This is a genomic window from Ruegeria sp. BHSB172 (assembly GCF_059613165.1).
Map to the genome: position 1 here is coordinate 1 of NZ_JBXWRZ010000024.1, position 25,482 is coordinate 25,482.

20 protein-coding genes are annotated in these 25,482 nt (G+C 62.9%); 10 read left to right on the top strand and 10 right to left on the bottom strand.

The genetic code is table 11. The annotated features are described in order from the left end of the window. The 3 genes from AC2FM3_RS11825 to AC2FM3_RS11835 all read left to right on the top strand — a co-directional run. A partial coding sequence (locus AC2FM3_RS11825; protein ID WP_496681973.1) for a phosphoribosylanthranilate isomerase occupies positions 1-341 on the top strand: 341 nt, incomplete at its 5' end. A 118-nt stretch (positions 342-459) separates the two neighbouring features. After that, a complete protein-coding gene (gene trpB, locus AC2FM3_RS11830; RefSeq protein WP_496682055.1) occupies positions 460-1,707 on the top strand; it encodes a tryptophan synthase subunit beta in 1,248 nt (415 codons plus the stop codon). A gap of 457 nt (positions 1,708-2,164) precedes the next feature. After that, positions 2,165-3,820, top strand: a complete 1,656-nt coding sequence (locus tag AC2FM3_RS11835; protein WP_496681976.1) for an autotransporter domain-containing protein — start codon at positions 2,165-2,167, stop codon at positions 3,818-3,820. Between the two features lie 27 nt (positions 3,821-3,847). Here the strand turns inward: AC2FM3_RS11835 and AC2FM3_RS11840 are convergent, their stop codons facing one another. The 7 genes from AC2FM3_RS11840 to AC2FM3_RS11870 all read right to left on the bottom strand — a co-directional run bounded on the left by AC2FM3_RS11840 (position 3,848) and on the right by AC2FM3_RS11870 (position 9,725). Continuing rightward, positions 3,848-4,225: a DUF2237 family protein gene (locus AC2FM3_RS11840; RefSeq protein ID WP_496681978.1), complete on the bottom strand. Its 378-nt coding sequence runs from the start codon at positions 4,223-4,225 to the stop codon at positions 3,848-3,850. A gap of 9 nt (positions 4,226-4,234) precedes the next feature. Continuing rightward, on the bottom strand, positions 4,235-5,398 hold the full coding sequence (locus AC2FM3_RS11845; protein WP_496681980.1) for a serine hydrolase domain-containing protein: 1,164 nt from the start codon (positions 5,396-5,398) through the stop codon (positions 4,235-4,237). Positions 5,399-5,476: 78 nt separating this feature from the next. Continuing rightward, positions 5,477-6,157 (bottom strand): aminoacyl-tRNA hydrolase, encoded by a 681-nt coding sequence (pth, locus tag AC2FM3_RS11850; protein ID WP_496681982.1) that lies wholly within the window; start codon positions 6,155-6,157, stop codon positions 5,477-5,479. Between the two features lie 129 nt (positions 6,158-6,286). After that, positions 6,287-6,934: a 50S ribosomal protein L25/general stress protein Ctc gene (locus tag AC2FM3_RS11855; RefSeq protein WP_496681983.1), complete on the bottom strand. Its 648-nt coding sequence runs from the start codon at positions 6,932-6,934 to the stop codon at positions 6,287-6,289. A 110-nt stretch (positions 6,935-7,044) separates the two neighbouring features. Then, positions 7,045-8,211 (bottom strand): alpha-hydroxy acid oxidase, encoded by a 1,167-nt coding sequence (locus tag AC2FM3_RS11860; RefSeq protein WP_496681985.1) that lies wholly within the window; start codon positions 8,209-8,211, stop codon positions 7,045-7,047. 158 nt (positions 8,212-8,369) lie between these two features. Further along, on the bottom strand, positions 8,370-9,161 hold the full coding sequence (trpA, locus tag AC2FM3_RS11865; RefSeq protein ID WP_496681988.1) for a tryptophan synthase subunit alpha: 792 nt from the start codon (positions 9,159-9,161) through the stop codon (positions 8,370-8,372). A gap of 78 nt (positions 9,162-9,239) precedes the next feature. Then, positions 9,240-9,725 carry an acyloxyacyl hydrolase gene (locus AC2FM3_RS11870; RefSeq protein WP_496681990.1) on the bottom strand — a complete coding sequence of 162 codons (486 nt, stop codon included), beginning with the start codon at positions 9,723-9,725 and terminating at the stop codon, positions 9,240-9,242. A gap of 194 nt (positions 9,726-9,919) precedes the next feature. Between AC2FM3_RS11870 and ychF the strand changes: the two genes are divergently transcribed. The 7 genes from ychF to AC2FM3_RS11905 all read left to right on the top strand — a co-directional run bounded on the left by ychF (position 9,920) and on the right by AC2FM3_RS11905 (position 18,199). Beyond that, on the top strand, positions 9,920-11,017 hold the full coding sequence (gene ychF / locus AC2FM3_RS11875) for a redox-regulated ATPase YchF (protein WP_005978002.1): 1,098 nt from the start codon (positions 9,920-9,922) through the stop codon (positions 11,015-11,017). 72 nt (positions 11,018-11,089) lie between these two features. Beyond that, entirely contained in the window at positions 11,090-11,971 is an 882-nt protein-coding gene (locus tag AC2FM3_RS11880) for a LysR family transcriptional regulator (protein ID WP_496681994.1), read from the top strand. An 86-nt stretch (positions 11,972-12,057) separates the two neighbouring features. After that, on the top strand, positions 12,058-13,761 hold the full coding sequence (locus AC2FM3_RS11885) for an NAD(P)H-dependent oxidoreductase subunit E (protein WP_496681997.1): 1,704 nt from the start codon (positions 12,058-12,060) through the stop codon (positions 13,759-13,761). 1 nt (position 13,762) lies between these two features. Then, positions 13,763-13,999 (top strand): hypothetical protein, encoded by a 237-nt coding sequence (locus AC2FM3_RS11890; RefSeq protein WP_170364886.1) that lies wholly within the window; start codon positions 13,763-13,765, stop codon positions 13,997-13,999. After that, positions 13,992-16,775, top strand: a complete 2,784-nt coding sequence (gene fdhF, locus AC2FM3_RS11895) for a formate dehydrogenase subunit alpha (protein WP_496682000.1) — start codon at positions 13,992-13,994, stop codon at positions 16,773-16,775. The genes AC2FM3_RS11890 and fdhF overlap by 8 nt, the downstream gene beginning before the upstream one ends. Positions 16,776-16,892: 117 nt before the next feature. After that, positions 16,893-17,681, top strand: coding sequence for a cyclase family protein (locus AC2FM3_RS11900; protein ID WP_496682002.1), 789 nt, complete (start codon positions 16,893-16,895; stop codon positions 17,679-17,681). Continuing rightward, positions 17,678-18,199 (top strand): thioesterase family protein, encoded by a 522-nt coding sequence (locus AC2FM3_RS11905; RefSeq protein ID WP_496682003.1) that lies wholly within the window; start codon positions 17,678-17,680, stop codon positions 18,197-18,199. Before AC2FM3_RS11900 ends, AC2FM3_RS11905 begins: the two co-directional genes overlap by 4 nt. A 21-nt stretch (positions 18,200-18,220) precedes the next feature. Here AC2FM3_RS11905 and AC2FM3_RS11910 read toward each other — a convergent pair whose 3' ends face one another. The 3 genes from AC2FM3_RS11910 to AC2FM3_RS11920 all read right to left on the bottom strand — a co-directional run bounded on the left by AC2FM3_RS11910 (position 18,221) and on the right by AC2FM3_RS11920 (position 25,478). Beyond that, on the bottom strand, positions 18,221-22,312 hold the full coding sequence (locus tag AC2FM3_RS11910; RefSeq protein WP_496682006.1) for a translocation/assembly module TamB domain-containing protein: 4,092 nt from the start codon (positions 22,310-22,312) through the stop codon (positions 18,221-18,223). Next, a complete protein-coding gene (locus AC2FM3_RS11915; protein WP_496682009.1) occupies positions 22,309-24,114 on the bottom strand; it encodes an autotransporter assembly complex protein TamA in 1,806 nt (601 codons plus the stop codon). Before AC2FM3_RS11915 ends, AC2FM3_RS11910 begins: the two co-directional genes overlap by 4 nt. A 140-nt stretch (positions 24,115-24,254) precedes the next feature. Then, positions 24,255-25,478: a urate hydroxylase PuuD gene (locus tag AC2FM3_RS11920; RefSeq protein WP_496682011.1), complete on the bottom strand. Its 1,224-nt coding sequence runs from the start codon at positions 25,476-25,478 to the stop codon at positions 24,255-24,257. Positions 25,479-25,482: the final 4 nt, after the last annotated feature.

Here is a 25,482-nt window from a genome sequence, read left to right on the forward strand (position 1 = left end):
GCCTGCCGGTGATGAAGGCCATCGGCGTTGCCGACGAGGCGGACCTGGCGGCGATCGACCTCTATTCCGACGTGGCCGACCAGTTGCTGATCGACGCCAAGCCTCCCAAGAACGCCGATCTTCCGGGGGGCAATGGGTTGGCCTTCGATTGGCGGCTGCTGGCCGGGCGTAAATATTGGCGCCGGCCTTGGATGCTGGCCGGAGGGCTGACGCCTGACAACGTGGCCGAAGCAGTGCGGATGACCGGCGCACGGCAGGTCGATGTCTCGTCGGGCGTGGAATCAGCGCCGGGCGTCAAGGACCCGGCTCTGATCGACGCCTTCATTCGCGCGACGCGATGACCGCCCAGGGCTGTTGGCGCCGGGCTGAACGGTTTGCCTCGCCCCGATTGCCGCGATTTGCGATGGCAAATCCCGCCGCCAGCACCTATGAACGTTGGGCAAGATGATGGAGACCACCATGGCCAATGATCTGTTCAATTCCTTCATGTCCGGCCCGGATGAAAACGGCCGCTTTGGCATCTTCGGCGGGCGGTTCGTCAGCGAAACGCTGATGCCGCTGATCCTGTCGCTGGAGGAGGAGTACGAGAAGGCCAAGACCGACCCGAGTTTCTGGGCTGAGATGGATGATCTGTGGGCCAATTATGTCGGCCGTCCGTCGCCCCTTTATCATGCCGAACGCCTGACCGAGCATCTGGGCGGTGCCAAGATCTATATGAAGCGCGACGAGCTGAACCACACCGGCGCGCACAAGATCAACAACGTGCTGGGTCAGATCATCCTGGCGCGTCGCATGGGAAAGACCCGGATCATCGCCGAAACCGGGGCCGGGCAGCACGGTGTCGCCACCGCGACGGTCTGCGCCAAGTTTGGTCTGAAATGCGTGGTCTACATGGGTGCGCATGATGTCCAGCGGCAGGCGCCCAACGTGTTCCGCATGCGTTTGCTGGGGGCTGAGGTGATTCCGGTGACCTCGGGCCGCGGCACCCTGAAGGACGCGATGAACGACGCGCTGCGCGACTGGGTGACCAATGTGCGCGACACGTTCTATTGCATCGGTACGGTCGCCGGGCCGCACCCGTACCCGGCGATGGTGCGCGACTTCCAGTCGATCATCGGCAAGGAAGCCAAGGAGCAGATGATGAAGGCCGAGGGTCGTCTGCCGGACACGATCATCGCGGCGATCGGCGGCGGCTCGAACGCCATGGGGCTGTTTTATCCGTTCCTGGATGATCCTTCGGTCAACATCATCGGCGTCGAAGCGGGCGGCAAGGGCGTCAACCAAAAGATGGAGCATTGCGCCTCGCTCACGGGCGGTCGGCCCGGCGTGCTGCATGGCAACCGGACTTATCTGCTGCAGGATGACGACGGCCAGATCCTCGAGGGGTATTCGATCTCGGCCGGGCTCGACTATCCGGGCATCGGCCCTGAACATTCATGGCTGCACGATATCGGGCGCGCGCAATATGTGTCGATCACCGACAAAGAGGCTCTTGAGGCGTTCCAGCTGTGCTGCGCGACCGAGGGCATCATTCCCGCGCTCGAACCCAGCCACGCATTGGCGCATGTCATGAAGATCGCGCCGGAGCTGCCCAAGGATCACATCATCTGCATGAACATGTGCGGACGCGGCGACAAGGACGTGCAAACAGTCGCCAAGTATCTGAACTTCGATATGTCCGACACCGAAGGGCGCGACGCGGGCTGACCGGCCTCCTAGCGTCGGAAGATTGCGTTCTCGGGGCCTTGCAGCCCCGGAACCGCAGCCTTTAGGCGACCTTGTTTCCGGTGCGGGTCGAGTGCGCATTAGTCGTTCAAATTGTTGACAGCTCAGGCCTAAGCCGATGGTCGTCCAACACCAGGGTGGTCGCGTATCCGGGCAACGGCGTTGGGATGCCGGTTGCCATAGAAACTACATTTTTCAATATCCTAAGCCGGTCCATCGATCCCGCGCGCCCGTGTGTGGAAATCAACCCTTGTGTCGCGGAGGCAGCAGACGAATGGTGACTCGCTTGCGGAATCTGTACAGCGGATTTCGGTTCAATTAGCCTCAAGTCAAGAATGTATGTGGGTGCGGTGGGAACAGACCCCCAAGCATGATTGACGATTGCACGGCGCGGCTTGGCAAACCTTGGCCGCCCGCGGTGGTGACTTAGGAGATTGGGATGGTTTGGTCGGTCTTGCGCAAGTCTTTGGTTCTGCTGTTGGCGGCCATGTTCGTGTTAATTGGCGAGTGGCGGCAGGCCCGGGCCTTCGGTCCGCCACAGTTCATCGGATCGACAGTGACGACGCCGAATGGCGGCAACATCTTCTTTACTAATCTTCAGGGAACTTCGACAGCTTTCGTCTCGCTTGGCGGTTCGGGCGAGGTGCCGGGTGGGGCCATCTACAGCGGGGGTTTCATCTTTCCTTTGCCGGCGGTAACGCCTGCCGGTTTGACAGCTTTGGGCTGGGTGGACGTGACCATCCTCAGCCAGAACGGAGCCGATGCGACCTATTCCACCGATGGCTACATGGGGGTGGTATTCACCGCCCGCGAAACACCAGGCGGCCAACTCTACCGATACGAGATCGCGCTGTCTGGCGTCACCACCACGCAGATCATCAACACCCGAACTGCCGTGGACACCACACGCCCGACAGTGACGATCAGCCCCTTGTCGGCGACTTCCGGCGGGCAGTATCAGGCGACGATCACGCTCAGCGAGCCCAGCACGAATTTCGTGGTGGGCGATCTGTCGGCTACCAATGCCACCGCCGCGATGACGGGTTCAGGAGCAAATTACGTGGCTACGCTGACGCCGCAAAGCAACGGGCCGATCGAATTGTTCGTGCCTGCAAACGTGTTTACCGATGCAGCCGGAAACCCGAACTTGGCTTCGAACCGGGTCAGCTCGGTCCAGCCCGTGGTGAATACCCAACGGTTGATTCTGGCCTTTCAGAATGCGCGGGCTAACAGCCTGGTTTCCAATCAGCCCAAGCTGACGCCGTTCCTCTTGGAACCCGGAGGCGGCGTTCTGGATGCCGCGGCGACGCAAGGGGCGGGATATCTGAACTTTGCCAGCAGCCGGGCCTATCCGATCTGGTTCAACCTGACCGGGAACTGGAGTTCACAGGACGATTTCGACAGCTCTTATGCGCTGGCGGTCATGGGCGCGCACCGGCAGATCAATCCGAATTTGCTTGTGGGGGGCATGGTGCAGATCGACTATGCCAAGACCGAGGACGGTGTGGGCGATGTCGATGGGACGGGCTGGCTGATCGGCCCCTACGTCGTGGCCAAGATGCCCGGGCAGCCGGTGTTCTTCGAAGGCCGTGCGCTGTATGGGCAAGCCAGCAACGAAATTTCGCCGTTCGGCACCTACACGGACAAGTTCGACAGCGATCGCTGGCTGGTGCAATCGCGCGTGACCGGTCAGATGCAGTATGGGGACCTGACCCTGATGCCGCTTCTGGACGTCAGCTATGCCTCCGATGACCAGAAGGCTTATACCGACGGGTTGGGAAACCGAATCCCGGATCAGGACTTCAGCCTGACGACGGCCAGGCTGGGTCTGGATTTCAGTCGCCCCATTGTGGTGTCGCGTGGCGAGATGACGCTGACCGGCGGCCTGTCGGGGGTCTGGAGCAGCACCTCGGGCGCCGGGACCGCCGTCGGAGTGGCTCCGATCGGGGATACCACACGCGGCCGGGCCGATCTTGGGCTCGACTACCGGTTGGAAAACAGCAGCACACTGTCAGCCGGGATCTATTATGACGGTATCGGCGAAAGCGGTTTCGAAAGCTATGCGGTCAACGTGATGTGGCGAATGGCGTTCTGACGCATCTGGTCAGGCATCGCTTCGCTGTCAGTCGGCTGGCGCCCGGTAGGATGCAAGCACGCTCAGCGGCACGATTTCGAGCGCGCGCTGATGGGTCGCTTCGAGATGCACGAGGGGCGCGCAGCCCTCGTCATGCGCCTGCAGGAACCGGCCGGCGCAAAGGCACCAGCGGTCGCCGGGCTTTAGACCGGGAAAGTCGAACTCGGGCCGCGGCGTGCTGAGGTCGTTGCCGACATATTTCGAATAGGCCAAAAACTCGGCCGTCATCACCGCGCAGACCGTGTGGCTGCCACGATCTTCGGGGCAGGTATTGCAGGCCCCGTCACGGAAGAACCCTGTCAGCGGTTTCCGCGAACACGGGGCCAGAACCCCGCCCAATACGTTGATGCTGTCCTGTTTCTGCATGACCCCATCTTACAGGCTTTGGGCGATCTTGCGGAACATTTCGATGTTCTGTTCGTTGACGCCGGACTCGCGGAACTTTCGATCAGCCCCCGTGGCCACGATCAGGACGCCGCGAGGTTGATCGAAATACATGTACTGCCCATAGACGCCGCGGGCCAGAAACTCGCCTTCATGTGCCCCAACCGGGATCCACCATTGATAGCCATAGCCGATTTTTCCCGGTTCGGTCGGAGCGGTGGGCCAGGTCGATTCCGCGATCCAGTCGGCCGGCACCATCTGGCGGCCGTCGTGTACACCGTTCTGCAGGATCATCTGCCCAAACCGCGCATAGTCGCGGGTGGTGAAGTTCAGCCCGCCCAGCACGAAGGCCACGCCAGCCCCGTCGGTGACATAGTAGCCATCGCGCGCCAATCCCAGCGGCTGTACGATTTTCTCCGTCAGCAGGTCGGGAATACTGCGGCCGGTGGCGCCGCGGATAACCATCCCCACGACATGGGTGTCGATCGAGACATATTGCCAGACTTCGCCGGGGGTGGCGAAACTCTCGGTAAGCGCGGCAGTGAAATCGTCCAATTCTCGACCCAGGGCCACCACGCGCCCCATCCGGTTGATGTCGGAATTGGGGTCCAGGTAGTCTTCGTCAAAGGTCACGCCGCTGGCCATGTTCAGCACATTGCGGATCGTGGCGGGTTCGTAGGCGCTGCCTTTTAGCTTGGGGGCATATTTGACGACCGGATCGTCCAGCGACTCGATGGCCCCTTCGTTCATGACGATGCCAAACAGCGCCGACAGATAGCTTTTAGCCATCGACCAGGAAATGCGCCGGTCATCCGGCCCGGTGCCCAGATAGTATTCCTCGAACCGGATCTGGCCATCCTGCATCACCAGCAGGGATGTCACTGCCCTCTCCTCGATCCAGTCCTGGCTGCCCTCAGGCAGGTCAAACTCGGGGCCGTAGGGCAACTCCCAGGTCGGGCCATCTCCGCGGGGCAGGGGGGTCGTCAGAAAAGCCTGATCCATGTGCGAGAAGTTGTGGACGATCTTTTCCTCGGAAAACAGAGAGTTCACGGCCAGCAACCGCTGGATCTCTTCCCGTTTCCAGACGCCGACGACGACGGCGGCCAGCGCCAGCATCAGCACGATGCGCAGCAGCCATTTCAGGACCGTTTTCATGTTTCCCTCCGCTGTTGACGGCATTGGAGCGCGATGCCGTTCAATCCGCAATCGCTACGTTGCGGCAGGCTTCGGGGCCTATTTGAACTTGTCCAGCAGCTTCTGCATCGCCGAACGCGTGTCGGCCTCGGGCGCGGTGGGTTGGGCGGCCGGTTTTAGCGCGGGCTTGGTTGCCGTGGTCGAGCTGCGCGGCGGCGCGGTGCGCAGGGCGACGGCATTCATGAATTTGGCCGTATCGCCCTCGGCCAGATGCACGGCGCCATCGGAAACCCCGCGCAGAACGTCCTCCAGCCACTGAGAATCAGCCTTGGCGAAGTCGCCCAGTACGTAGGCCGAGACCAGTTCCTTGCGGCCGGGATGCCCGATGCCCAGACGCACCCGGTCATAGGCCGCCCCGATGTGGTCATGGATCGACCGCAGGCCGTTATGCCCCGCATGTCCGCCGCCCGATTTGGCACGCACCTTGCCGGGGGCAAGGTCCAGCTCGTCGTGGAACACGGTCACGTCGGTCGAGTCGAGCTTGTAGAACCGCATCGCCTCACCCACGGACTGGCCCGACCGGTTCATGAAGGTCATCGGCTTGAGCAGCAGAACCTTTTCGCGGCCCAGCCGGCCTTCGGAAACCTCGCCCTGGAATTTGGACCGCCAGGGGCCAAAGCCATGCGCGTCGGCGATGGCGTCCACGGCCATGAAGCCGATATTGTGCCGGTTCCTCGCGTATTTCGCGCCCGGGTTGCCCAGTCCGACGAACAGTTTCATCCTTGGTTCCTTGCGTTGCACGGCATGTTGGTTGCACCGATCAGGTAAACAAGCGCGGTCCGCGGTTCAAACGAAAAACGGGGCGCCTTGCGACACCCCGTTTGAATTCGGAACAATCCGGGACTGGATTTATTCCTGATCCTCGCCGACGACTTCGACTGCATCGGCAGCTACTTCTTCTTCGCCGTCCTCGTCATCGGTGACCAAGCCGGTCGGGGCCGAGATGTTGGCGATCACGAAGTCACGATCGATGGTCGGCTTGGTGCCGTTGGGCAGATCGACCGACGAGATGGTCACGACGTCGTTGATGTTCAGGCCGGTCAGATCGACGGTGATCTTTTCGGGAATGTCACCGGCGGTGCAGACCAGTTCGACCTCGGGGCGGACGACGGTCAGAACGCCGCCCTTCTTGATGCCGGGGGCCGCGTCTTCGTTGATGAACTCGACCGGGATGTACAGCGCGATCTTGCTGGTGCGGCGCAGACGCATCAGGTCCAGGTGGGTCGGCAGGTCCTTGACCACGTCACGCTGCACGTCGCGGCAGATGACGCGGACGTCTTCGTGGCCCTCGACCTTCAGGTTCCACAGAGTCGACTTGAAGCGGCCTGCCTTCAGGCGCTTGAACAGTTCGTTGAACGGAATCTGGATCGGCAGCGGGTCTTTGTCGCCACCAAATACGATGCCCGGAACCATGCCGTCGCGGCGTGCCTGACGAGCGGCGCCCTTGCCCGTCCCCGTCCGTTCCAGAGCTACGAGATCAGGAATCTCACCAGCCATGATAAATCTCCAATGTTAGGGCAGGGTGCCTCCAAGGCTGTCACCCCGCGTGAAGCGGCGTCCTTAGACCGAATCCGGCCATTTGGAAAGGGGTAAAAACGATTTCCGCGTCATTCCTGCCAGCGGCCGCAGAAATCCTGCGGGACAAGCACGTTGTGCGGCCCCAGATCGGCCACGTTGCGCTCGCCGCACAGGGCCATGGTGGTGTCCAGTTCCTTCTGGATCACTTCCAGCGCTGTGGTCACGCCCTTTTGGCCCATCGCGCCCAGCCCGTAGACGAAAGCGCGCCCGATATAGGTGCCTTTGGCCCCCAACGCCAGCGCCTTGAGCACGTCCTGCCCCGAGCGGATACCGCTGTCGAGATGCACTTCGACATCGCCGCCCACCGCATCCATGATCCGCGGCAGCATCCGGATTGAGCTGAGTGCGCCGTCCAATTGCCTCCCGCCGTGGTTCGAGACCACGATGGCGTCGGCGCCCAACTTGGCCGCCATCTTGGCGTCTTCGGGGTCAAGGATACCCTTCAGGATCACCTTGCCGCCCCATTGCTCCATCAGTTTCTCGATCTTTTTCCAGTCGAGGCTGGGATCGAACTGTTCAGCGGTCCACGCACCCAGCGACGAGGCGTCCGAGATGCCCTGAACATGACCCACGATATTGCCGAACTCGCGCCGTTTCGCGCCCAGCATCTCGATGCCCCAGGCCCATTTCGTCATCAGGTTGGCGATGGTCTTGGCGGTCAGTTTCGGCGGGGCGGACAGGCCGTTCTTCAAGTCCTTGTGCCGTTGGCCGAGGATTTGCAGATCAAGGGTGATGACCAGGGCCGAGCATTTGGCATCCTTGGCGCGCTGGATCAGGCGGCGGACATAGTCCTCGTCCTTCATGGTGTACAGCTGGAACCAGAACGGCGCACCGGTATGTTCGGCCACATCCTCGATCGAGTTGATCGACATGGTCGACAGCGTGAAGGGCACGCCGAAATCCAGCGCGGCCTTGGCGGCCTTCATTTCACCATCCGCATGCTGCATCCCGGTCAGGCCCACGGGCGCAAGTGCCACCGGCATGGCCACGTCCTGTCCTATCATCTGCGACGCGGTCGAACGGCCGGACATGTCCACCGCAACCTTCTGGCGCAAGCGGATGTCTTGGAAATCCGCGCTGTTGTCGCGGAAGGTCTGCTCGGTCCAGCTGCCGCTTTCGGCATAGTCATAGAACATCCGGGGCACCCGGCGTTCATAGATGCGTTTGAGGTCGTCGATATTGGTAATGACAGGCATGGCCGCGCCCTTCTGCAGATTGGTTAGGATTCTTTACCAATTCTTCCACCGCGGCGCAACGGCCAGTTGCGCATGTGGTCAAATGGGTCAAAGACGCAAAGATAAACCGCCGCAGGCGTGCGGCCTGCAGCGGTTGAAATCCGTTTGGGGTTTCGGCTTCAGGCGCTGTGGGCGCCGTCTGACAGCGATTTCACGAAGTCCAGAACCTCGGCCACCGGTTTTCCGGCGGCGATCTGGCTGACTATGGCCGAGCCGACCACCGCCCCGTCGGCAACGCTGGCGATGGCGCGTGATTTCTCGGGCGTATTGATGCCGAACCCCACGATCACCGGAAGATCGGTCGCCGCCTTGATGCGCGCGACCTCGGGGCCGACATCGGTGGCCTCGGCCTCGGCAGCACCGGTGATGCCGGTGATCGAGACGTAATAGACAAAGCCCGAGGTATTCTGCAGCACCCGCGGCAGGCGCTTGTCATCGGTGGTGGGTGTGGCCAGCCGGATGAAGTTCAGCCCGGCCGCCTGCGCGGGCAGGCACAGCTCGTCGTCTTCCTCGGGCGGCAGGTCAACGACGATCAGTCCGTCGATGCCGGCCTCTTTGGCGTCGGCCAGGAACTTGTCCACGCCGCGGCTGTAGATCGGGTTGTAATAGCCCATCAGCACGATCGGCGTGGTGTCGTCGGTTTCCCGGAACGCCTTGGCCAGATCCAGCGTGCGCTGCAGCGTCATGCCGCCGTCCAGTGCCCTTTGACCGGCGGCCTGAATTGTCGGGCCGTCAGCCATCGGATCGGTGAAGGGCAGACCCAGTTCGATCACGTCGACGCCGGCCCCCGGCAGGCCGCGGACGATTTCAAGCGAGGTGTCATAGTCGGGATCCCCGGCCATGACATAGGCGACAAAGGCCTTCTTACCCTCGGCCTTCAGGGCGGCGAACTTGGCGTCGATACGGGTCATGGACGATCCTTGCATACAGGTTTGGACCCGATGTGCAGAAAGTTTGGCCGAAAATCAATCCCGTCCTGACCGCCGGGGTCAGAAGTTCAGATGATACCGCAGCATAAGGGCGTTCATGCCGGGGTTTTTTTCTTGCGTGCTTGCGTTCGATTTGTGGGTGATCGCAAGCGATACGTCGTTGCCGCCGTTCAGCGTATAGCCGACGCCCAGCAGGCTGCGGATCTGAAAGCTGCCGCCCAGGTCATTCAGCGCCAGCGACTCGTTGTAATAGCCGGGCATCACGCTGCCTTCGATGAACCATCGGTTGGCAAACTGGTAGGTTCCGATCAGTCCGGCCCCGATATGGCTGTCGCCGTCCTTGTCCGACGAAATCGCCGCACCCCAGGTCGCACTGAACCGTTCGGCCTGATGGAACGGCCGGTGCTGATATTCCAGCGAGAAAATCGCTTGATCTGCAGACAGGCTGTCCGAGAAATCGGCATAACCGGCCCCAAAAATGATGGTTTGCGCCGGTGCTATGGTCGCAAAGGCTGAAAGCGCGGCTGAGGCAAGAAGGTTTTTCATATCAAATCATAACCTTTGAAGAACTCGGATCGTAAATCGGAACCGTATGTCGGTAAGTTCAACACGGGAAGGCGCACGATTCCGCGACTTTTCGTGATGTTGCCGATGGGACTCAGTCTGGCGGCAGACCAGCGCCTTGCGGATTCCCCGTGAGATGCATAGAAGCAGCCGTCGAATGGCATCAGGAGGTCGCAATGGGCTTTAAAATGGGTATCGTGGGTCTGCCGAATGTCGGCAAGTCGACCCTGTTCAACGCGCTGACAAAGACCGCGGCCGCGCAGGCGGCGAATTTCCCGTTCTGCACGATCGAACCCAATGTGGGTGACGTTGCGGTGCCGGATGCGCGCCTGGACAAGCTGGCCGCCATTGCCAAATCCAAGCAGATCATCCCGACCCGGATGACCTTCGTCGACATCGCCGGACTGGTCAAAGGCGCCTCGAAAGGCGAAGGGCTGGGCAACCAATTCCTGGCCAACATCCGCGAGGTGGACGCCATCGCCCATGTGCTGCGCTGTTTCGAAGACGGCGACGTAACCCATGTCGAGGGCCGCGTCGATCCGGTTGCCGATGCCGAGACGATCGAGACCGAGCTGATGCTGGCCGATCTGGAAAGCATTGAAAAGCGACGCGCCAACCTGGTGCGCAAGCTCAAGGGCAACGACAAGGAGGCCCAGCAGCAGGACCGCCTGTTGGCCGCCGCACAACAGATGCTGGAGGACGGCAAGCCCGCCCGCCTAGTCGAGGTCAGCGACGAGGATGCGAAGGCCTGGAAAAACCTGCAACTGCTGACGACCAAGCCGGTTCTCTATGTCTGCAACGTATCCGAGGAAGATGCGGCCACCGGCAATGAGTATTCCGAACGCGTGGCCAAGATGGCGGCCGAGCAGGGTAACGCCCACGTCATTATCAGCGCCAAGATCGAAGAAGAGATCAGCCTGCTGGAGCCGGACGAGGCACAGATGTTCCTGCAGGAGATGGGGCTGGAAGAACCCGGCCTCGATCGCCTGATCCGCGCGGGTTACGACCTGCTCAAGCTGGAGACCTATTTCACCGTCGGCCCGAAAGAGGCACGTGCCTGGACCATCCGTCGCGGCACGCTGGCCCCGCAGGCCGCGGGCGTGATCCACGGCGATTTCGAAAAGGGCTTCATCCGCGCCGAGACCATCGCCTATGACGACTTTGTCGCGTGCAATGGCGAACAGGGCGCGAAGGAGGCCGGCAAGATGCGGGCCGAAGGCAAAAGCTATGTCGTCAAGGATGGCGACGTGCTGCACTTCCTGTTCAACACCTGATCGCGAAACGTCTTTTCCCGGCGGGCAAACCCGGTATCCTTCGGGCATCCTCCGCAACCCTGAGGCCCGCCCGTGTTCGACCTTCGCGATCTGCACCTGCTGTCCGCGCTTGCGCGCCATCGCCATTTCGCCAAGGCGGCCGAGGAATGCGGCATCTCGCAACCCGCGTTCTCGATGCGCATCCGCAACCTCGAGGATCGGCTGGGCGTGTCGATCGTGCGCCGGGCCAACCGGTTTCAGGGCCTGACCGAAGAGGGCGAGATGATCGTCCGCCGCGCCCGCCGCATTCTGGACGACGCCAAGGCGCTGGAGCAGGAGGTGCAAGCGATCAAGGGCGAGATCACCGGCACGCTGATCCTTGGCGTGATCCCAACCGCCATAGCCTTTACAGGCCGCCTGATCAAACATCTGCAGGCGGCGCATCCCCGCATCCTGTCGCGGATCGAAACCATGTCGGCCACCGCGATTCAGTACCGGCTGGACGAAGGCAGCATTGATGCCGGGATCACCTATGGCGACAGCATCGGCACCGATCTGCGCCATGTTCATCCCCTATACGAGGAAACCTATGTGCTGCTCGTGCCCGAGCACATGACGCAGGAAACCGGCCCGATCCCTTGGGCACGCGTGGCCGAGTTCCCGCTCAGCCTGCTGGAGCCGCAGATGCAGAACCGGCGCATTCTCGACCGGATTTTTGCGGAACAAGGGCTACATCCTCATGTAGTGGCCGAAACCAGCGGTTTCACCGCCTCGATGGTCATGGCGCGCGAAGGGCTGGCGGCGACGGTTGTGCCGCGCGTTCTGGTACGGGCGCTGGGCGATCTTGAGGGGACGCGGGTCCTGCCTTTGGTCGATCCGGTGGTCAGCAAGCCGATCTGTCTGGCGACCTTGGCGCGCGACCCGGAACTGCCGACGGTCGATGCCTTGCGACGGGTGGTGACGTCTTTGCGGTGATAAACCGTCGTTATCGTGCCATTCGGTTTTGCGATTTGACGATATGGTTTGCTGATGAGACACGGGGCCTCAATTCGGAGGGCATCATGGCACCATTGGACACCAAGCCATCAGGCGCGCCCAAGGGCGTCTGGAAGTCAGGCAAAGGCAAGGGGCGGCACACGCCCAAGGGCCGTCAGTTCACGGACGAGGCGCAGGCCGAGATTCAGCGCCTGCTGGGCGATCGCCCGCGCCGCCGCGACCTGCTGATCGAGTTTCTGCATCTGATCCAGGACACGCACGGCCATATCAGCGCCGACCAAATTGCCGCGCTGGCCGTTGAGATGCGGGTCGGTCAGGCCGAGATCTACGAGACCGCGACTTTCTATGCCCATTTCGACGTGGTCAAAGAAGGTGAAACGCCGCCCCCCGCGCTGACCATCCGCGTTTGTGATTCCCTGTCCTGCGAATTGGCCGGCGCACAACAGCTGAAGAAGGCGCTGGAAGATGGGCTGGACCCGTCTGAAGTGCGCGTTCTGCGCGCGCCCTGCATGGGGCGCTGCGACACCGCGCCGGTGCTGGAAATCGGGCACAACCACATCGACCACGCCACCCCAGAAAAGGTGCAGACCGCCATCGCGGCGGGCGATACCCACGCCCATCTGCCCGAGTATGAAACCTTCGCGACCTATGTCGAAAACGGCGGTTACGCCAAGCTGAAAGAACTGCGTGAAGGCGGCGACTGGGAAGCGGTTCAGGAACAGGTTTTGGCCTCGGGCCTGCGCGGTTTGGGCGGTGCCGGTTTCCCGTCGGGCAAGAAATGGGGCTTTGTCCGCATGAACGACGGCCCGCGTTACCTGGCTGTCAACGGTGACGAGGGCGAGCCCGGCACCTTCAAGGACCGCTACTATCTTGAACGCACGCCGCATGTTTTCCTCGAAGGGATGCTGATCGCCGCATGGGCAGTCGAGGCTGAGACCTGCTTCATCTACATGCGCGACGAATACCCGGCGGTGCTGGAAATCCTTCGGCGCGAGATTGCAGCGTTGGAACAGGCCGGGATCGTCGAGAAAGGCTATATCGACCTGCGCCGCGGTGCGGGCGCCTATATCTGCGGCGAAGAATCCGCGATGATCGAGTCGATCGAGGGCAAGAAGGGCCTGCCGCGCCACCGCCCGCCCTTTGTGGCGCAGGTCGGCGTGTTTGGCCGCCCGACGCTGGTGCACAATGTCGAGACGCTCTACTGGGTGTCCAAGATCTGCCGGGAAGGCCCGGAAATCCTCAATTCGGTTGAAAAGAATGGCCGCAAGGGTCTGCGCAGCTATTCGGTCTCGGGCCGGGTGGCGAAACCCGGCGTTTACCTGCTGCCGGCAGGCTCGACCATTCTTGACGTGATTGATGCCGCCGGGGGCATGGCCGAGGGCCACGTTTTCAAAGCGTATCAACCGGGCGGGCCGTCCTCGGGCCTGTTGCCCGCGTCTATGGACGACATCCCGTTGGACTTCGACACTCTGCAACCGCATGGCACCTTCATCGGGTCCGCCGCCGTGGTGGTCCTGTCCGATCAGGACACCGCGCGCGACGCGGCGCTGAACATGCTGCGGTTCTTCGAGGACGAAAGCTGTGGCCAGTGCACGCCCTGCCGCGCGGGTTGCGAAAAGGCGGTCAAGCTGATGCAGGCCGACAAGTGGGACACCGACTTGCTGGAAGACCTGTGCCAGGTGATGGGTGATGCCTCGATCTGCGGTCTCGGGCAGGCGGCTCCGAACCCGATCCGCCTGGTCATGAAACATTTCGGGGAGGAGATCTAGGATGGCGTTAGTGACGCACCTTGAAAAAGACGAGAGAAACTTTCGTTCACTTCATCCTACGCAGGTTTCTTGCAAGTACCTGGTTTCTGAAAGTGATGGCAAAAAGGTTTTGCAGCTTAACACCTACGGGTCTGTGAACCGGGAAATACCCGACAAGTTGAGCCAAACACTGCAGTTTGACGAAAAATCGGCACGCGAGCTTCTTGCGGTTCTTAAGAAGGAATTTGGCGATGCTTGACGCAAGCGAAACCAAGACCGTCACCTTCAACCTGAACGGCGAAGACGTGACGGTACCCGAGGGCACCACGATCTGGGAAGCGGCCAACGGCAAGGGTCTGGTCATCCCGCATCTGTGCCACAAGCCCGCGCCGGGCTATCGCCCCGACGGCAACTGCCGCGCCTGTATGGTCGAGGTCGAGGGCGAGCGGACGCTGGTCGCCTCGTGCATCCGCCCGGCGGCTGAAGGGATGGTGGTCAAAACCGACACCGACCGCGCCGAGAAATCGCGCGCGCTGGTGATGGAATTGTTGGTGGCCGACCAGCCAGAGCAGCCGCATGATGCCTCCAGCCATTTCTGGGACATGGCCAGGCTGAACGATGTCAGCGACAGCCGCTTTCCGGCGAAAGAGCCCGAGAAGATCCCGCTTCTGGATGACAGCCATGTGGCGATGCGGGTCAATCTGGATGCCTGCATCAACTGCAACCTCTGCGTCCGCGCCTGCCGCGAGGTGCAGGTGAATGACGTGATCGGCATGGCCGGCCGCGGGCATACCGCGCAGGTGGTGTTCGACCAGAACGACCCGATGGGCGAGTCGACCTGCGTGGCCTGCGGCGAATGCGTTCAGGCCTGCCCGACCGGCGCGCTGATGCCCGCCACCGTGCTGGACGACCAGCAGCGCGGCGACAGCAAGGATTACGACTCCGAGACCGAAAGCGTCTGCCCCTTCTGCGGCGTGGGCTGCAAGGTCAGCCTCAAGGTCAAGGACGGCAAGGTCAAATATGTCGAGGGCATCAACGGTCCCGCCAACGAAGGCCGCCTGTGCGTCAAGGGCCGGTTCGGGTTCGACTACATCCACCACCCGCACCGCCTGACCAAGCCGCTGATCCGGCGCGAGGATGCGCCGCCCAAGGGGTTGAACGTCGATCCCGCCGACTGGAGCACCCATTTCCGCGAGGCGACCTGGGACGAAGCGCTGGACCTGGCCGCCAAGGGGCTGATGAAGCTGCGGGATGAGGATCCGCGCAGCGCGGCGGGCTTTGGCTCGGCCAAATGCACCAACGAAGAGGCCTATCTGTTCCAGAAGTTCATCCGGCAGGGCTTTGGCCACAACAACGTGGACCACTGCACGCGGCTGTGCCACGCCTCGTCGGTGGCGGCGCTGATCGAGAACGTGGGCTCGGGCGCAGTGACCGCGACCTTCAACGAGATCGAAAATGCCGATGTGGCGATCATCATCGGCGCCAACCCGATCGAGAATCACCCCGTCGCGGCGACCTATTTCAAGCAGTTCGCCAAACGCGGCGGCAAGCTGATCGTGATGGACCCGCGCGGCGTGGGTATGCGCAAATTCGCGACCGAGATGCTGCAGTTCCGGCCCGGTGCCGATGTCTCGATGCTGAACGCGATCATGAACGTGATCGTCGAGGAAGAGCTGTATGACAGCCAGTACATCCATCGCTGGACCGAGAACTGGGAGGCCGAGAAGGAGCACCTGCGCCAGTTCACGCCCGAGAAGATGGCGCCGATCTGCGGCATCGAGCCCGATCAACTGCGCCGCGTGGCCCGGATTTTCGCCAATGCGAATGCGGGCCTGATCTTCTGGGGCATGGGCGTCAGCCAGCATATCCACGGCACCGACAACTCGCGCTGCCTGATCTCGCTGGCGCTGATGACGGGCAATGTGGGCAAGCCCGGTGCGGGTCTGCACCCGCTGCGCGGACAGAACAACGTACAGGGGGCCTCGGATGCCGGCCTGATCCCGATGTTCCTGCCCGACTACCAGTCGGTCACCGACGACGCCGTTCGAGCCAAGTTCAGTCAGGTCTGGAATTCGGGCGATTTCTCGAACGAGAAGGGCCTGACCGTGACCGAGATCATCGACCACGCCTATGTGGGGAAGATTAAGGGCATGTACATCCTGGGCGAAAACCCGGCCATGTCCGACCCCGACGTGAACCACGCCCGCGAGGCGCTGGCCAAGCTGGACCTGATGATCGTGCAGGACATCTTTTTGACCGAAACGGCGAACTATGCCGACATCATCCTGCCGGCCTCGGCGCTGTATGAAAAGAACGGCACGGTGTCGAACACCAACCGCCAAGTGCAGCGCGTGCGCCCCGCGGTGCCGCCGCCGGGCGATGCGCGCGAGGACTGGGCGATCACCGTCGATCTGGCAAAGCGCATCGGGCTGAACTGGGATTACACGGATGTCTCGCAGGTCTTTGCCGAGATGAAGCTGACCATGGCGTCGCTGGACAACATCACATGGGAGCGGCTCGAGACCGAGAGCATCACCTATCCGTCGCTGTCCGAGACCGATCCGGGCCAGTCCATCGTGTTCGGCGACGGCTTCCCGCGCCCCGATGGCCGTGCGAAATTCACTCCGGCCAGCATCATCCCCCCGGATGAGGCCCCGGACGAGGAATTCCCGATGATCGCCACCACAGGGCGGCAGCTGGAACACTGGCACACCGGGTCCATGACCCGTCGCGCCAAGGTTCTGGACGCAGTCGAGCCCGAGGCGAACTGTTCGATGAACCCGCGAACGCTCAAGCTGATGGGGATCGAGCCGGGCGAGATGGTGCGTCTCACCACCCGGCGCGGCTCGATCGAGATCATGGTGCGCGCCGACCGGGCGATCGCCGAGGACATGGTGTTCATCCCCTTCGCCTATGTCGAGGCGGCGGCCAATATCCTGACCAACTCGGCAATCGACCCCTATGGCAAGATCCCCGAGTTCAAGTTCTCGGCCATCCGTGTCGAAAAGATCGAGGACGCCATCGCGGCCGAGTAGAGCCTGCAACCACTCACCAAAACCCTGAAAAGGCGGGCCAGCGTGCCCGCCTTTTTCTTGGCTTGACAGATGCTTGCAGCCAGCCAACCCTTGAGCCGCGCAATCCCGGAGGAGTTCATGGCCCGCCGTTTCGTCGATCTGTCCGTCCCGCTGGAAACCGGCATCGTGTCGGACCCACCGATCATGCTGCCGCAGATCGAATACATGAGCCACGACGAGACGGCCGAGCAGGTGATGGCATTTTTCCCCGGCCTGAAGAAAGAGGACCTGCCCGGCGGCGAGGGCTGGGCCATCGAACGGCTGCAGATCGCCACCCACAACGGCACCCATCTGGATGCGCCGTACCACCACCACTCGACCATGAACCGGGGCGAGCGGGCGATCACCATCGACGAGGTGCCGCTGGAGTGGTGTATGAACCCGGGCGTGAAGCTGGATTTCCGGCATTTCGAGGATGGCTACGTCGTCACCGCCGCCGATGTCGAGGCCGAACTGAAGCGGATAGGGCATGACCTGCAACCGCTGGATATCGTCGTGGTCAACACCTCCGCCGGCACCTGCTATGGCCAGCCGGATTACCTGATGAAAGGCTGCGGAATGGGGCGTGAGGCCACGCTATACCTGACCGAGCGCGGCGTACGGGTGACCGGCACCGACGCCTGGAGCTGGGACGCGCCCTTTCCGCTGACCGCGCAGGAATACGCGGAAACCCATGATCCCTCGATCATCTGGGAGGGGCATCGCGCGTCGATGGAGATCGGCTATTGCCACATGGAGAAGATGACCAATCTGGAAAGCCTGCCGCCCACGGGGTTCGAGATCTCTTGCTTTCCGTTCAAGATTAAGGGCGCCTCGGCCGGGTTCGTCCGCGCGGTGGCGATCTTCGAGGAGGACAGCGCGCAATGACCCCGCAATCCGAGCCTTTGGGCGGCCATGACGGCCCGTACCCCGCACCAGTCGAAATCACCGGTTTTTCGGTCCGGCCCGACTGGATCGACTATAACGGCCACATGAATGTGGGGTATTTCGGCGTGGTGTTCGATCTGGCCTTCGAACGTCTGCTGGTCGATCATCTGGGCCTGGGCGAACCGCAGGTCGCGGCGCTGGGGCAGGGGCCGTACATCCTGCAGTCGCATCTGCATTTCCTGCGCGAGGTTCGCGAGGGAGAGGCACTGGTGTTCCGGTTTCGGATGCTGGACGCCGATTACAAGCGTGGTCACTATTTTGCAAAGATGGTGTCGGCCGAGGATGGCGTGGTCTGTGCCACCCAAGAGGCCCTGTTCATGAATGTCAGCCACACAACAGGTCGGTCGGAACCCTACCCGGACTGGGCCGTAGCGCGTCTGGCCCGGATCATGGCCGATCACGCGGGTCTGGAGGCCGCGCCGCAAATCGGGCAGCCGATCGGCATCCGAAGATCCTGACGGGCCCCGCGATACTGGCCTTCAGTAATCGCGATCGAAAAAGATGCCGATCCCGGTTTCCCCTTTGCCATCCACCGTGCCGCGCACGGTGATATTGTCGGTGACGTCCAGGTTGAGGTTCACCTCGGTATCGCCCTCGGTGTTCACGGTGAAATCGGTATAGAGGTTGTCGCTCAGATAGGCGCCGGCACCCAGCCGCCCGCCACCGCCTTCGGTCGCGCCGACATCGACGGTATCAACCCCTGTCGCGTCGCGCACGCCTTTGGTGGCATCGCCGCCCGCACCGCTGAGCTGCGCCAGCGAGGCCGCCATCTGCGCGATCACGAAGGGCGAAAGCTCGGAAAACCGGTTGCCGAACAGCAACATGGCCAGCGCCTCTTCGGCCGGGCGTTCGGGGTCGGAAAACACGTCGACGGCGGGGGCGTCCAGCGGCCCGGCGATCTCGATGGTCGCGGTTCCGTCCGAGGTGCTGGCCGAGGACACGAATTCGATATACGGCTTCAGGTCGCCCTGCAGGCTGACGATCCCTTTGGTCAAGGCCAGCCGACGCCCGAGAATGTCCAGATTGCCCCGGATCAGGTCGATCTGGCCCGAAGGCACAACGGAGGCGGTGGTGCCCCTGATGAAGATCGCGCCGCCAAGTTCCGCGTTGACGCCACGCCCGCGCACGAAGACGCTTTTGGGCGCAAGCAGGCTGATGTCCAGCGCGATGCGGGACTCGCCTTTCTGGGTGCGCTCGGTTTCGACCAATTGGGCATGCTGGCGCGTGACGAGGCTGGCGGCGCTTTCACCCACATGCTCGATCACCGGGATGGGTGCGGCGCCGACGGCCCCCGAGGCGGCTGCCAGGTTGATGTTGGTTTCCCCGAAGGTGATCTGCCCGGCCAGCGTGCTGTTGCGGGCCAGCGCACCGGTCATAGCGATCTGTCCGTTCAACGTGGTTTCGTACAGCAGGTTGTCGGTCACCACCAGGTTGTTGATCGCGGTGGTGATCTGCGCATTGAAGGGCGGTGTCAGATCGACGGGGCCGCTGACGGTGAACCCGCCGCCTGCCCGCATGCCGCCGTTCAACGCGATCGTCGCGCGGCTTTGGGCAAGGTCGATCCGGCCGGTGATGCCGGTAATGGTTTGACCGGCGGTGGGGATGGCCAACGAAGTCTCCGAGGTCGTGACCGAGCCGCTGAGCGCGTCCAGCGAGGGTTGGCCATTGAGGGCCAGATCGAACTGGGCTGAGCCCTCGATCTTGTTCGGGGTAATGAACGCATTGGCGATGCCAAGATTTACGCCGCCCTGCGCGGTGATGTCGGCCGTGCCTGCTGCCTCGGAATAAGTGCCCTTGACGGTACTGTTGATCTCGGCCGGGCCGGTTGCGGCGGCGTCGATCGTCCAGACACCATCGCCACGCCGGGCATTTCCCTTGGCGGTGACGCTGCCCGGGAAGTCCGGCGCGAAACGCTCGATACGGTCGAACCTGGCGTCAAAGTCCAGATCGGCGGACCCATCCGTATTCACCGCGCCAACAAGCGCCGCGAATGAGCTGTCAGGCCCTTGCAGACGCGCCGACCCTTCCAGCCCCGAAGCCGTGGGCGCCACGTTACCATCCAGTTTCAATGGCCCCGAAATCGTGTTCGAGATGCGTGCCAGATCGTCCAGACCGGCCGAGAAACTCAGCCCGCCGGATGCCCGGTCCAACTGACCCGAGGCATTTGCCGACAGCGCGGTGCCTGCCAGCCGGAATGTGCGGATGTTCAGGCCCTGGTCGTCGTTCGCCGCGTCCACGGTCAGGGTCGTGCGACCCGGTACCAGAGCGTCGGCCAATGCGACCCCGGTCTGGATGTCGTCGGCCTTGACTGTTCCGCGAATGTCGAAGGTGCGGCTGTCTCTGGCGGCCTTGCCCGACAGTTCTGCCGAAACGGCCCCGGCCACGGGGCGGCCCGCCAATGCCGCGAACAACGACAGGTCCGGGATTTCGGCCTTGGCCCGGCCATCAACGACCAATTTCCCGGTCGGGTCGTCGATGGTGGCGGCGATCTCGGCCTGCACGGCGGCGCTGTTCAGGCTTGCCTGCCGGATGTCGATTCGGTCGCGGCCGTACGCCCCGTCGAACGCCGCCTCAACGCGGCCGGTCAACAGCGGGTCGATCTGGTCCAGCCCGGTTCGGACATCGCGGGCGTCCAGACTGGCGGTGCCGTCGAACGCCAGCGTCCGGACCGCGCCCTTGCCATCCACCCGCGCCGACAGCGCGCCGGCCAGCGGGCGCTGGGCCAAGCCTGAAAATATCGACAGATCGGTAGCCCTCACCTCGGCCTGTCCGTCGAGCGTCAGATTGCCGCCGGGGGTCGTCACGTCTCCGCTGGCCTGCGCGGTCAAGGTCTCGCCGTTGATGGTGAGCGCGCGGATCGTTATGCCGCCCGCATCGCGCCGCGCGTCCAGCGCGATGTCGGTCTCTCCGGCGATCACCGGGTCGATGTCGTCGCGACCGGTGGACAGGTCGTGCCCTTCAACGGTCAGCTTGCCGTCGAAACTCCCCTCCAGCGGCGAGCCCGCGCCTTCGACACGCAGGCTGGCCCGTCCGCCCAAGTCCAGTTTCGCCAGGCCCGAGAACCGGGACAGGTCCGTCACATCGGCGGTGGCGGTCCCGTCGACCTTCAACCCGCTTGCCAACCCGCTAATCTGTGCGTTGGCCCGCATGGCATAGTCGGTTCCGACCAGTTCGAACCCCGACAACCCAAGCGTCTGGTCTGCGCCATAGTCGAACCGGCCATCCAGGGTGATCTGGTCGCCAACCGCCGCCTTCAAGGCGGGATCGTTTGGATCGACACCGCCCAAATAGGCCTGAAGATCGCCGCTGAGGTCCAGGCCGGCGGTTTGCGTCAGAGTGCCCTGTGCCGTCAGCCGCGCCCGAGCGACGCGCAACTGCGGCGTATCGATTGCGTTGGCGGTCAGGCTGAGATCCCAGTAGTTGCCGTTCTTCTGGTCGAACAGGGCCGAGAACTGGGCTGCGCCCACCGAGGTATCCCCGCCGCCGAAGGGCAGAACCACCTCATCGCCGGCAGGCGGAGTGATCCGGCCCTGAATGGCTGCCATCTGCAAGGCGTTGCCTGCGGCAAGGTTCACCTGCGCCTCGAAGCGTAGCGCCTGCGAGGTGATTTCGGCCTTGGAGACCTCCATCCCACCGCCCGGCAATGTCCGTCCGTCGATGAACAGGCGTGTGCGCGCGCCGAAGAACGGGTCGATTTCGGGGGCAAGAAACGGCCTGAGGTCGCCGCCCAGATCCGCTGTAAAGACAATGCCGTCCTGTGCGGAGGTTTGCGTTTGTTCGAGTCCCCGCAGACGTATCTGGCCGCTGACATGGTCCATCCCGTCGCTGCCCAGACCGATATCGGCGGTGAAATCCGTGACCGGCCCAGACCCTTTGGCCGTCAACCCGATGGCCGGGCTGTCGGGGATTTTCAGGGCTTGGGAAATCAGGCCGCCGGGCGCCTCGGACACGGTCAGATCAAGGTCGATCTGACGGCTTTCGTTCTGGAACCCGGCGGTCAGGGCGATCCGGTCGCCTTGGCGGTCCAGTCGGTCAATACCCAGCTTGGTGTCAAGGGTGCCGTCGGCCAGCGTCAGGTTGCCGTCTACCGACAACGTGGCCGCGACGCCGATCAGCGGTTGACCCAGCGATAGGCTGTCCACCCGGAGTTCTCCGATTTCGATGGCAACAGGCAGTTCCGGCAGTTGAAAGGGCTGGGCCTCGGCTGTGGCGGTCGGTTCATCCGACGTCGTCTTGCCGGGCGCGCGGGCGATTTCGATTTCCTCCGCCGCAAGGGCGTTCACGGAAAACCGTCCGCGGATCAGGGCCAGGCGGTTCCAGTCCAGCTCGGCGTTGCGGATGGTCAGCCAGACGCCGTCGTCATCGGCGACGGTGATCTCCTCGATCGTGGCGCGGGCGCTCAGCGCGCCTTGCAGCCCCACGACGCGCACGTTGCGATTGTCGCCGGACAGGGTGTTCTGAAGGAAATCGGACAGCATGCCACCGCCGTCCGAGTCCTGTGCTGCAACGGGACCCGACAAAGTCAGCGACAGGGCGGCGATCGCAAGCGGATATGAAAGATGACGTGTCAAAATGCCTGCCCGATCCCGATGTAGAATTGCAGCCCGTCGCCGGTGTCTCCCTGGACGGGAACGGCCAGATCCAGCCGCAGGGGCCCAAACCCACCCAGATCATACCGGACCCCCAAGCCGGCGCCCGAATGGGTTTCGGCGCCGCTGCCAACGAAGGACGAGATGTCCACGGCACCGTAGTCGTAGAACCCGACCAGCGACAGTTTCTCGGTCACCTTTCCGCGGACTTCGCCGGACAGGCCCAGGAAGGATTTGCCACCGGCGATTCCGGTTCCGACGGGCACGCCCAGGCTTTCATACGGTTGGCCGCGCACGGTGCCCGCGCCGCCCGAGAAGAACAGGAAGTCGGGCGTGACCCCGTCGGCCGGCGGGCCGATCACCGAACCCAGCTGAATGCGCCCGGCAAGCACCAGCCGTCCGCCGGTGCCCAAGCTGGCATAACCACGCCCGTCGACAAACAGCCGAATCCCCGTATCGGTTCCAGACAGCCCGACAAACGGCATAACCTGGGCGTCAAGGTAATAACCGCGCGTGGCGCTGACCTTGCTGTCGCGCAGATCCCATTCGGATCGGGTCGGCAGGATGAAATACCGGAATTTGCGGCCTGTACCATAGGCGTCATCCGCTTCGGAGTAGTAGAAACCCGTGGCGGCTTCGGCATAGAGACGGTCTGAAAATGTCCGACGTGCGCCGAAGACCAGCGACGCTGCCGAGACGGTGTAATTGTCGGTGTCGCGCCGTTCCAGCAACGCGCTCCAGAATGTGCTGTCGTCGGGGCCCAGCCTGTCGGGCTGGTCCAGGCGCAGGCCCAGGCGGTAATCGACGTCTTCGGACCCGCCGATGTTGCGGATCGCGGCTTCGAGCCGCAGACGCTGGGCGCGTCGGAAAACGTTTCGGTGGGTCCAGGTGGCCGCCAGATCCAGCCCATCGCGCGAGGCGAGTTCGAGCCCGAAGGTCAGGCGGCGCTTGGGCAGGTCCTCGAAGGTGGCGTCAAAATCCAGCGTGCCGTCGGGGTTGGGTGTTTCACGCTCGACGATCGAAACGCTGCTGAATGTTCCGGTGCGACGCAACCGGGTGCCGACTCTCTGCAGCTTGTCCGGCGAATAGACCTCGCCCGAAGGGAAACCAGCGATTTTCTCGATTGACCTGTGTCTGACATCGGTGTCGCCTGCGATATGCATCTTGCCGAACCGCAGGCGTGGGCCCGGGTCCAGCCTGATCCGAGCATCCAGCCGGGCTTGGGCGTGGCGGGCGATGATCTCTTGATCGGACAGGGCGGCCTTGGGGTGGCCCGCGTTTTTCCAGCCCTGCACCCCGGCCGACGCCGCATCATGGATCGCGCCGGTAGTGGCGCGCTTTCCGGTGGCGAAGCCTTCGGGCAGGTCGGTTTCGGGGGCCACGGGGCGGATGACGGCGGTTCCGAAAGAAAACGCGGGCCCGGGATTGATCGAGATCACCGCACGGTTGATCCGCGCCGGAACGTTCACCGAGCTGAGGTCAGCGGCTTCGCGCCCGTCCAGCTTGATGCTGACCGAAGGCCCGAAATACCCCGCGTCATACAGGATCTGCACGATGGTTCGATAATCGGACAGGGCGGCCGAAAAGACCTCCAAAGGTGTGTCCAGGCCCCGGGATTCGGCCGTGATGACCGAGGACGTGTTTTCGATCTTCTTGACAACGTCCGGCGGCAGGCCCGGCGCCGACAGGGAGGTTTCCAGTGCAAGCAGGCTGTGCGGGGCCACGGCCAGCACCGCGCCAATGAACCAGCCCCTCAGACTGCACTTCCGCCTGCCTGCCCGCATCAATTGGCTCCACCCGTTCTGCATTGCGGTTTTTCAGCCGAAATGCGGCCTCCGCAACGTCCTTGATCGGCATGTTAGAACATCGCGCGCGGGAAAGGGACAGAAATATTGGGTGGACAAGCTGGATTTTCAGCCGGCTGTCATGACCCGGCGTTGCGGAACCAACGGACGATGGCCGAGCGGTCCTCGGGCTCCATGTAGGTCACGTTCGCGGGCGGCATCGCGTGGCTGATCCCCGCCTGCAGATAGATCTGCTTGGCGTTGCGCGCGATGTCGGCCTCGGTTTCCAGCAGAACGCCCTTGGGCGCCCACAGGATGCCGTCCCAGACCGGCTCGCGCGCGTGGCACATCGAACATCGGCCCAGAACGACGTCATGGGCGGCCTCAAAGCCGGGGGCCTCGGCGAACCTCTGTTCATAGGGCGTCAGCGGCTGCGCCTCGGCCTCTTCCAGCGGGTCGTGCATCGGGGCGGTGGACAGCCACATGATGGCGATGAACAGCAGGGCCGTCACAAGCCAGGTCCAGGTCGGGTTGCCGGCCCGGGCGTGGCGCGTGTTGAAATAGTGGCGGATGGTGACGCCCATCAGAAAGACCAGCGCCGCGATGATCCAGTTGTACTTGGTCGCAAAGGCCAGCGGATAGTGGTTCGACAGCATCAGGAAGACCACCGGCAAAGTTAGATAGTTGTTGTGGGTCGAGCGCAGCTTGGCGATCTTGCCGTATTTCGGGTCGGGGGTGCGGCCATTTTTCAGGTCGTCCACCACGATCCGTTGGTTGGGCATGATGATGAAGAATACGTTGGCCGTCATGATCGTGGCGGTGAAGGCGCCCAGATGCAGCATCATCGCGCGGCCGGTGAAGATCTGGTTGTATCCCCAGCCCATTGCCACCAGCAGAACGAACAGCAGCAGCATCAGCAGGGTCGGACGCTCGCCCAGATCAGATTTGCACAGGAAATCATAGATCAGCCAGCCCACGGTCAGCGACGCCGCCGAGATCAGGATGCCCTGCCACAGCGCCAGATCGGCCTTTTGCGCGTCGATCAGGTACAGCTCTCCACCCACCCAATAGACGATCATCAGCAGCGCCGCGCCGCTGAGCCATGTGGAATAGCTTTCCCATTTGAACCAGGTCAGGTGAGCGGGCATCCGTTCGGGCGCCACCAAGTATTTCTGGATGTGATAAAACCCGCCGCCATGCACCTGCCATTCCTCGCCATCCGCCGGGCCGGGAATGTCGCGGTTCAGGCCGAGGTCCAGCGCGATGAAATAGAATGACGACCCGATCCACGCGATCGCGGTGACCACATGCAGCCAGCGCACGCCAAAGGCCAACCAGTCCCAGAACACGGCAAACTCAAACATCCAT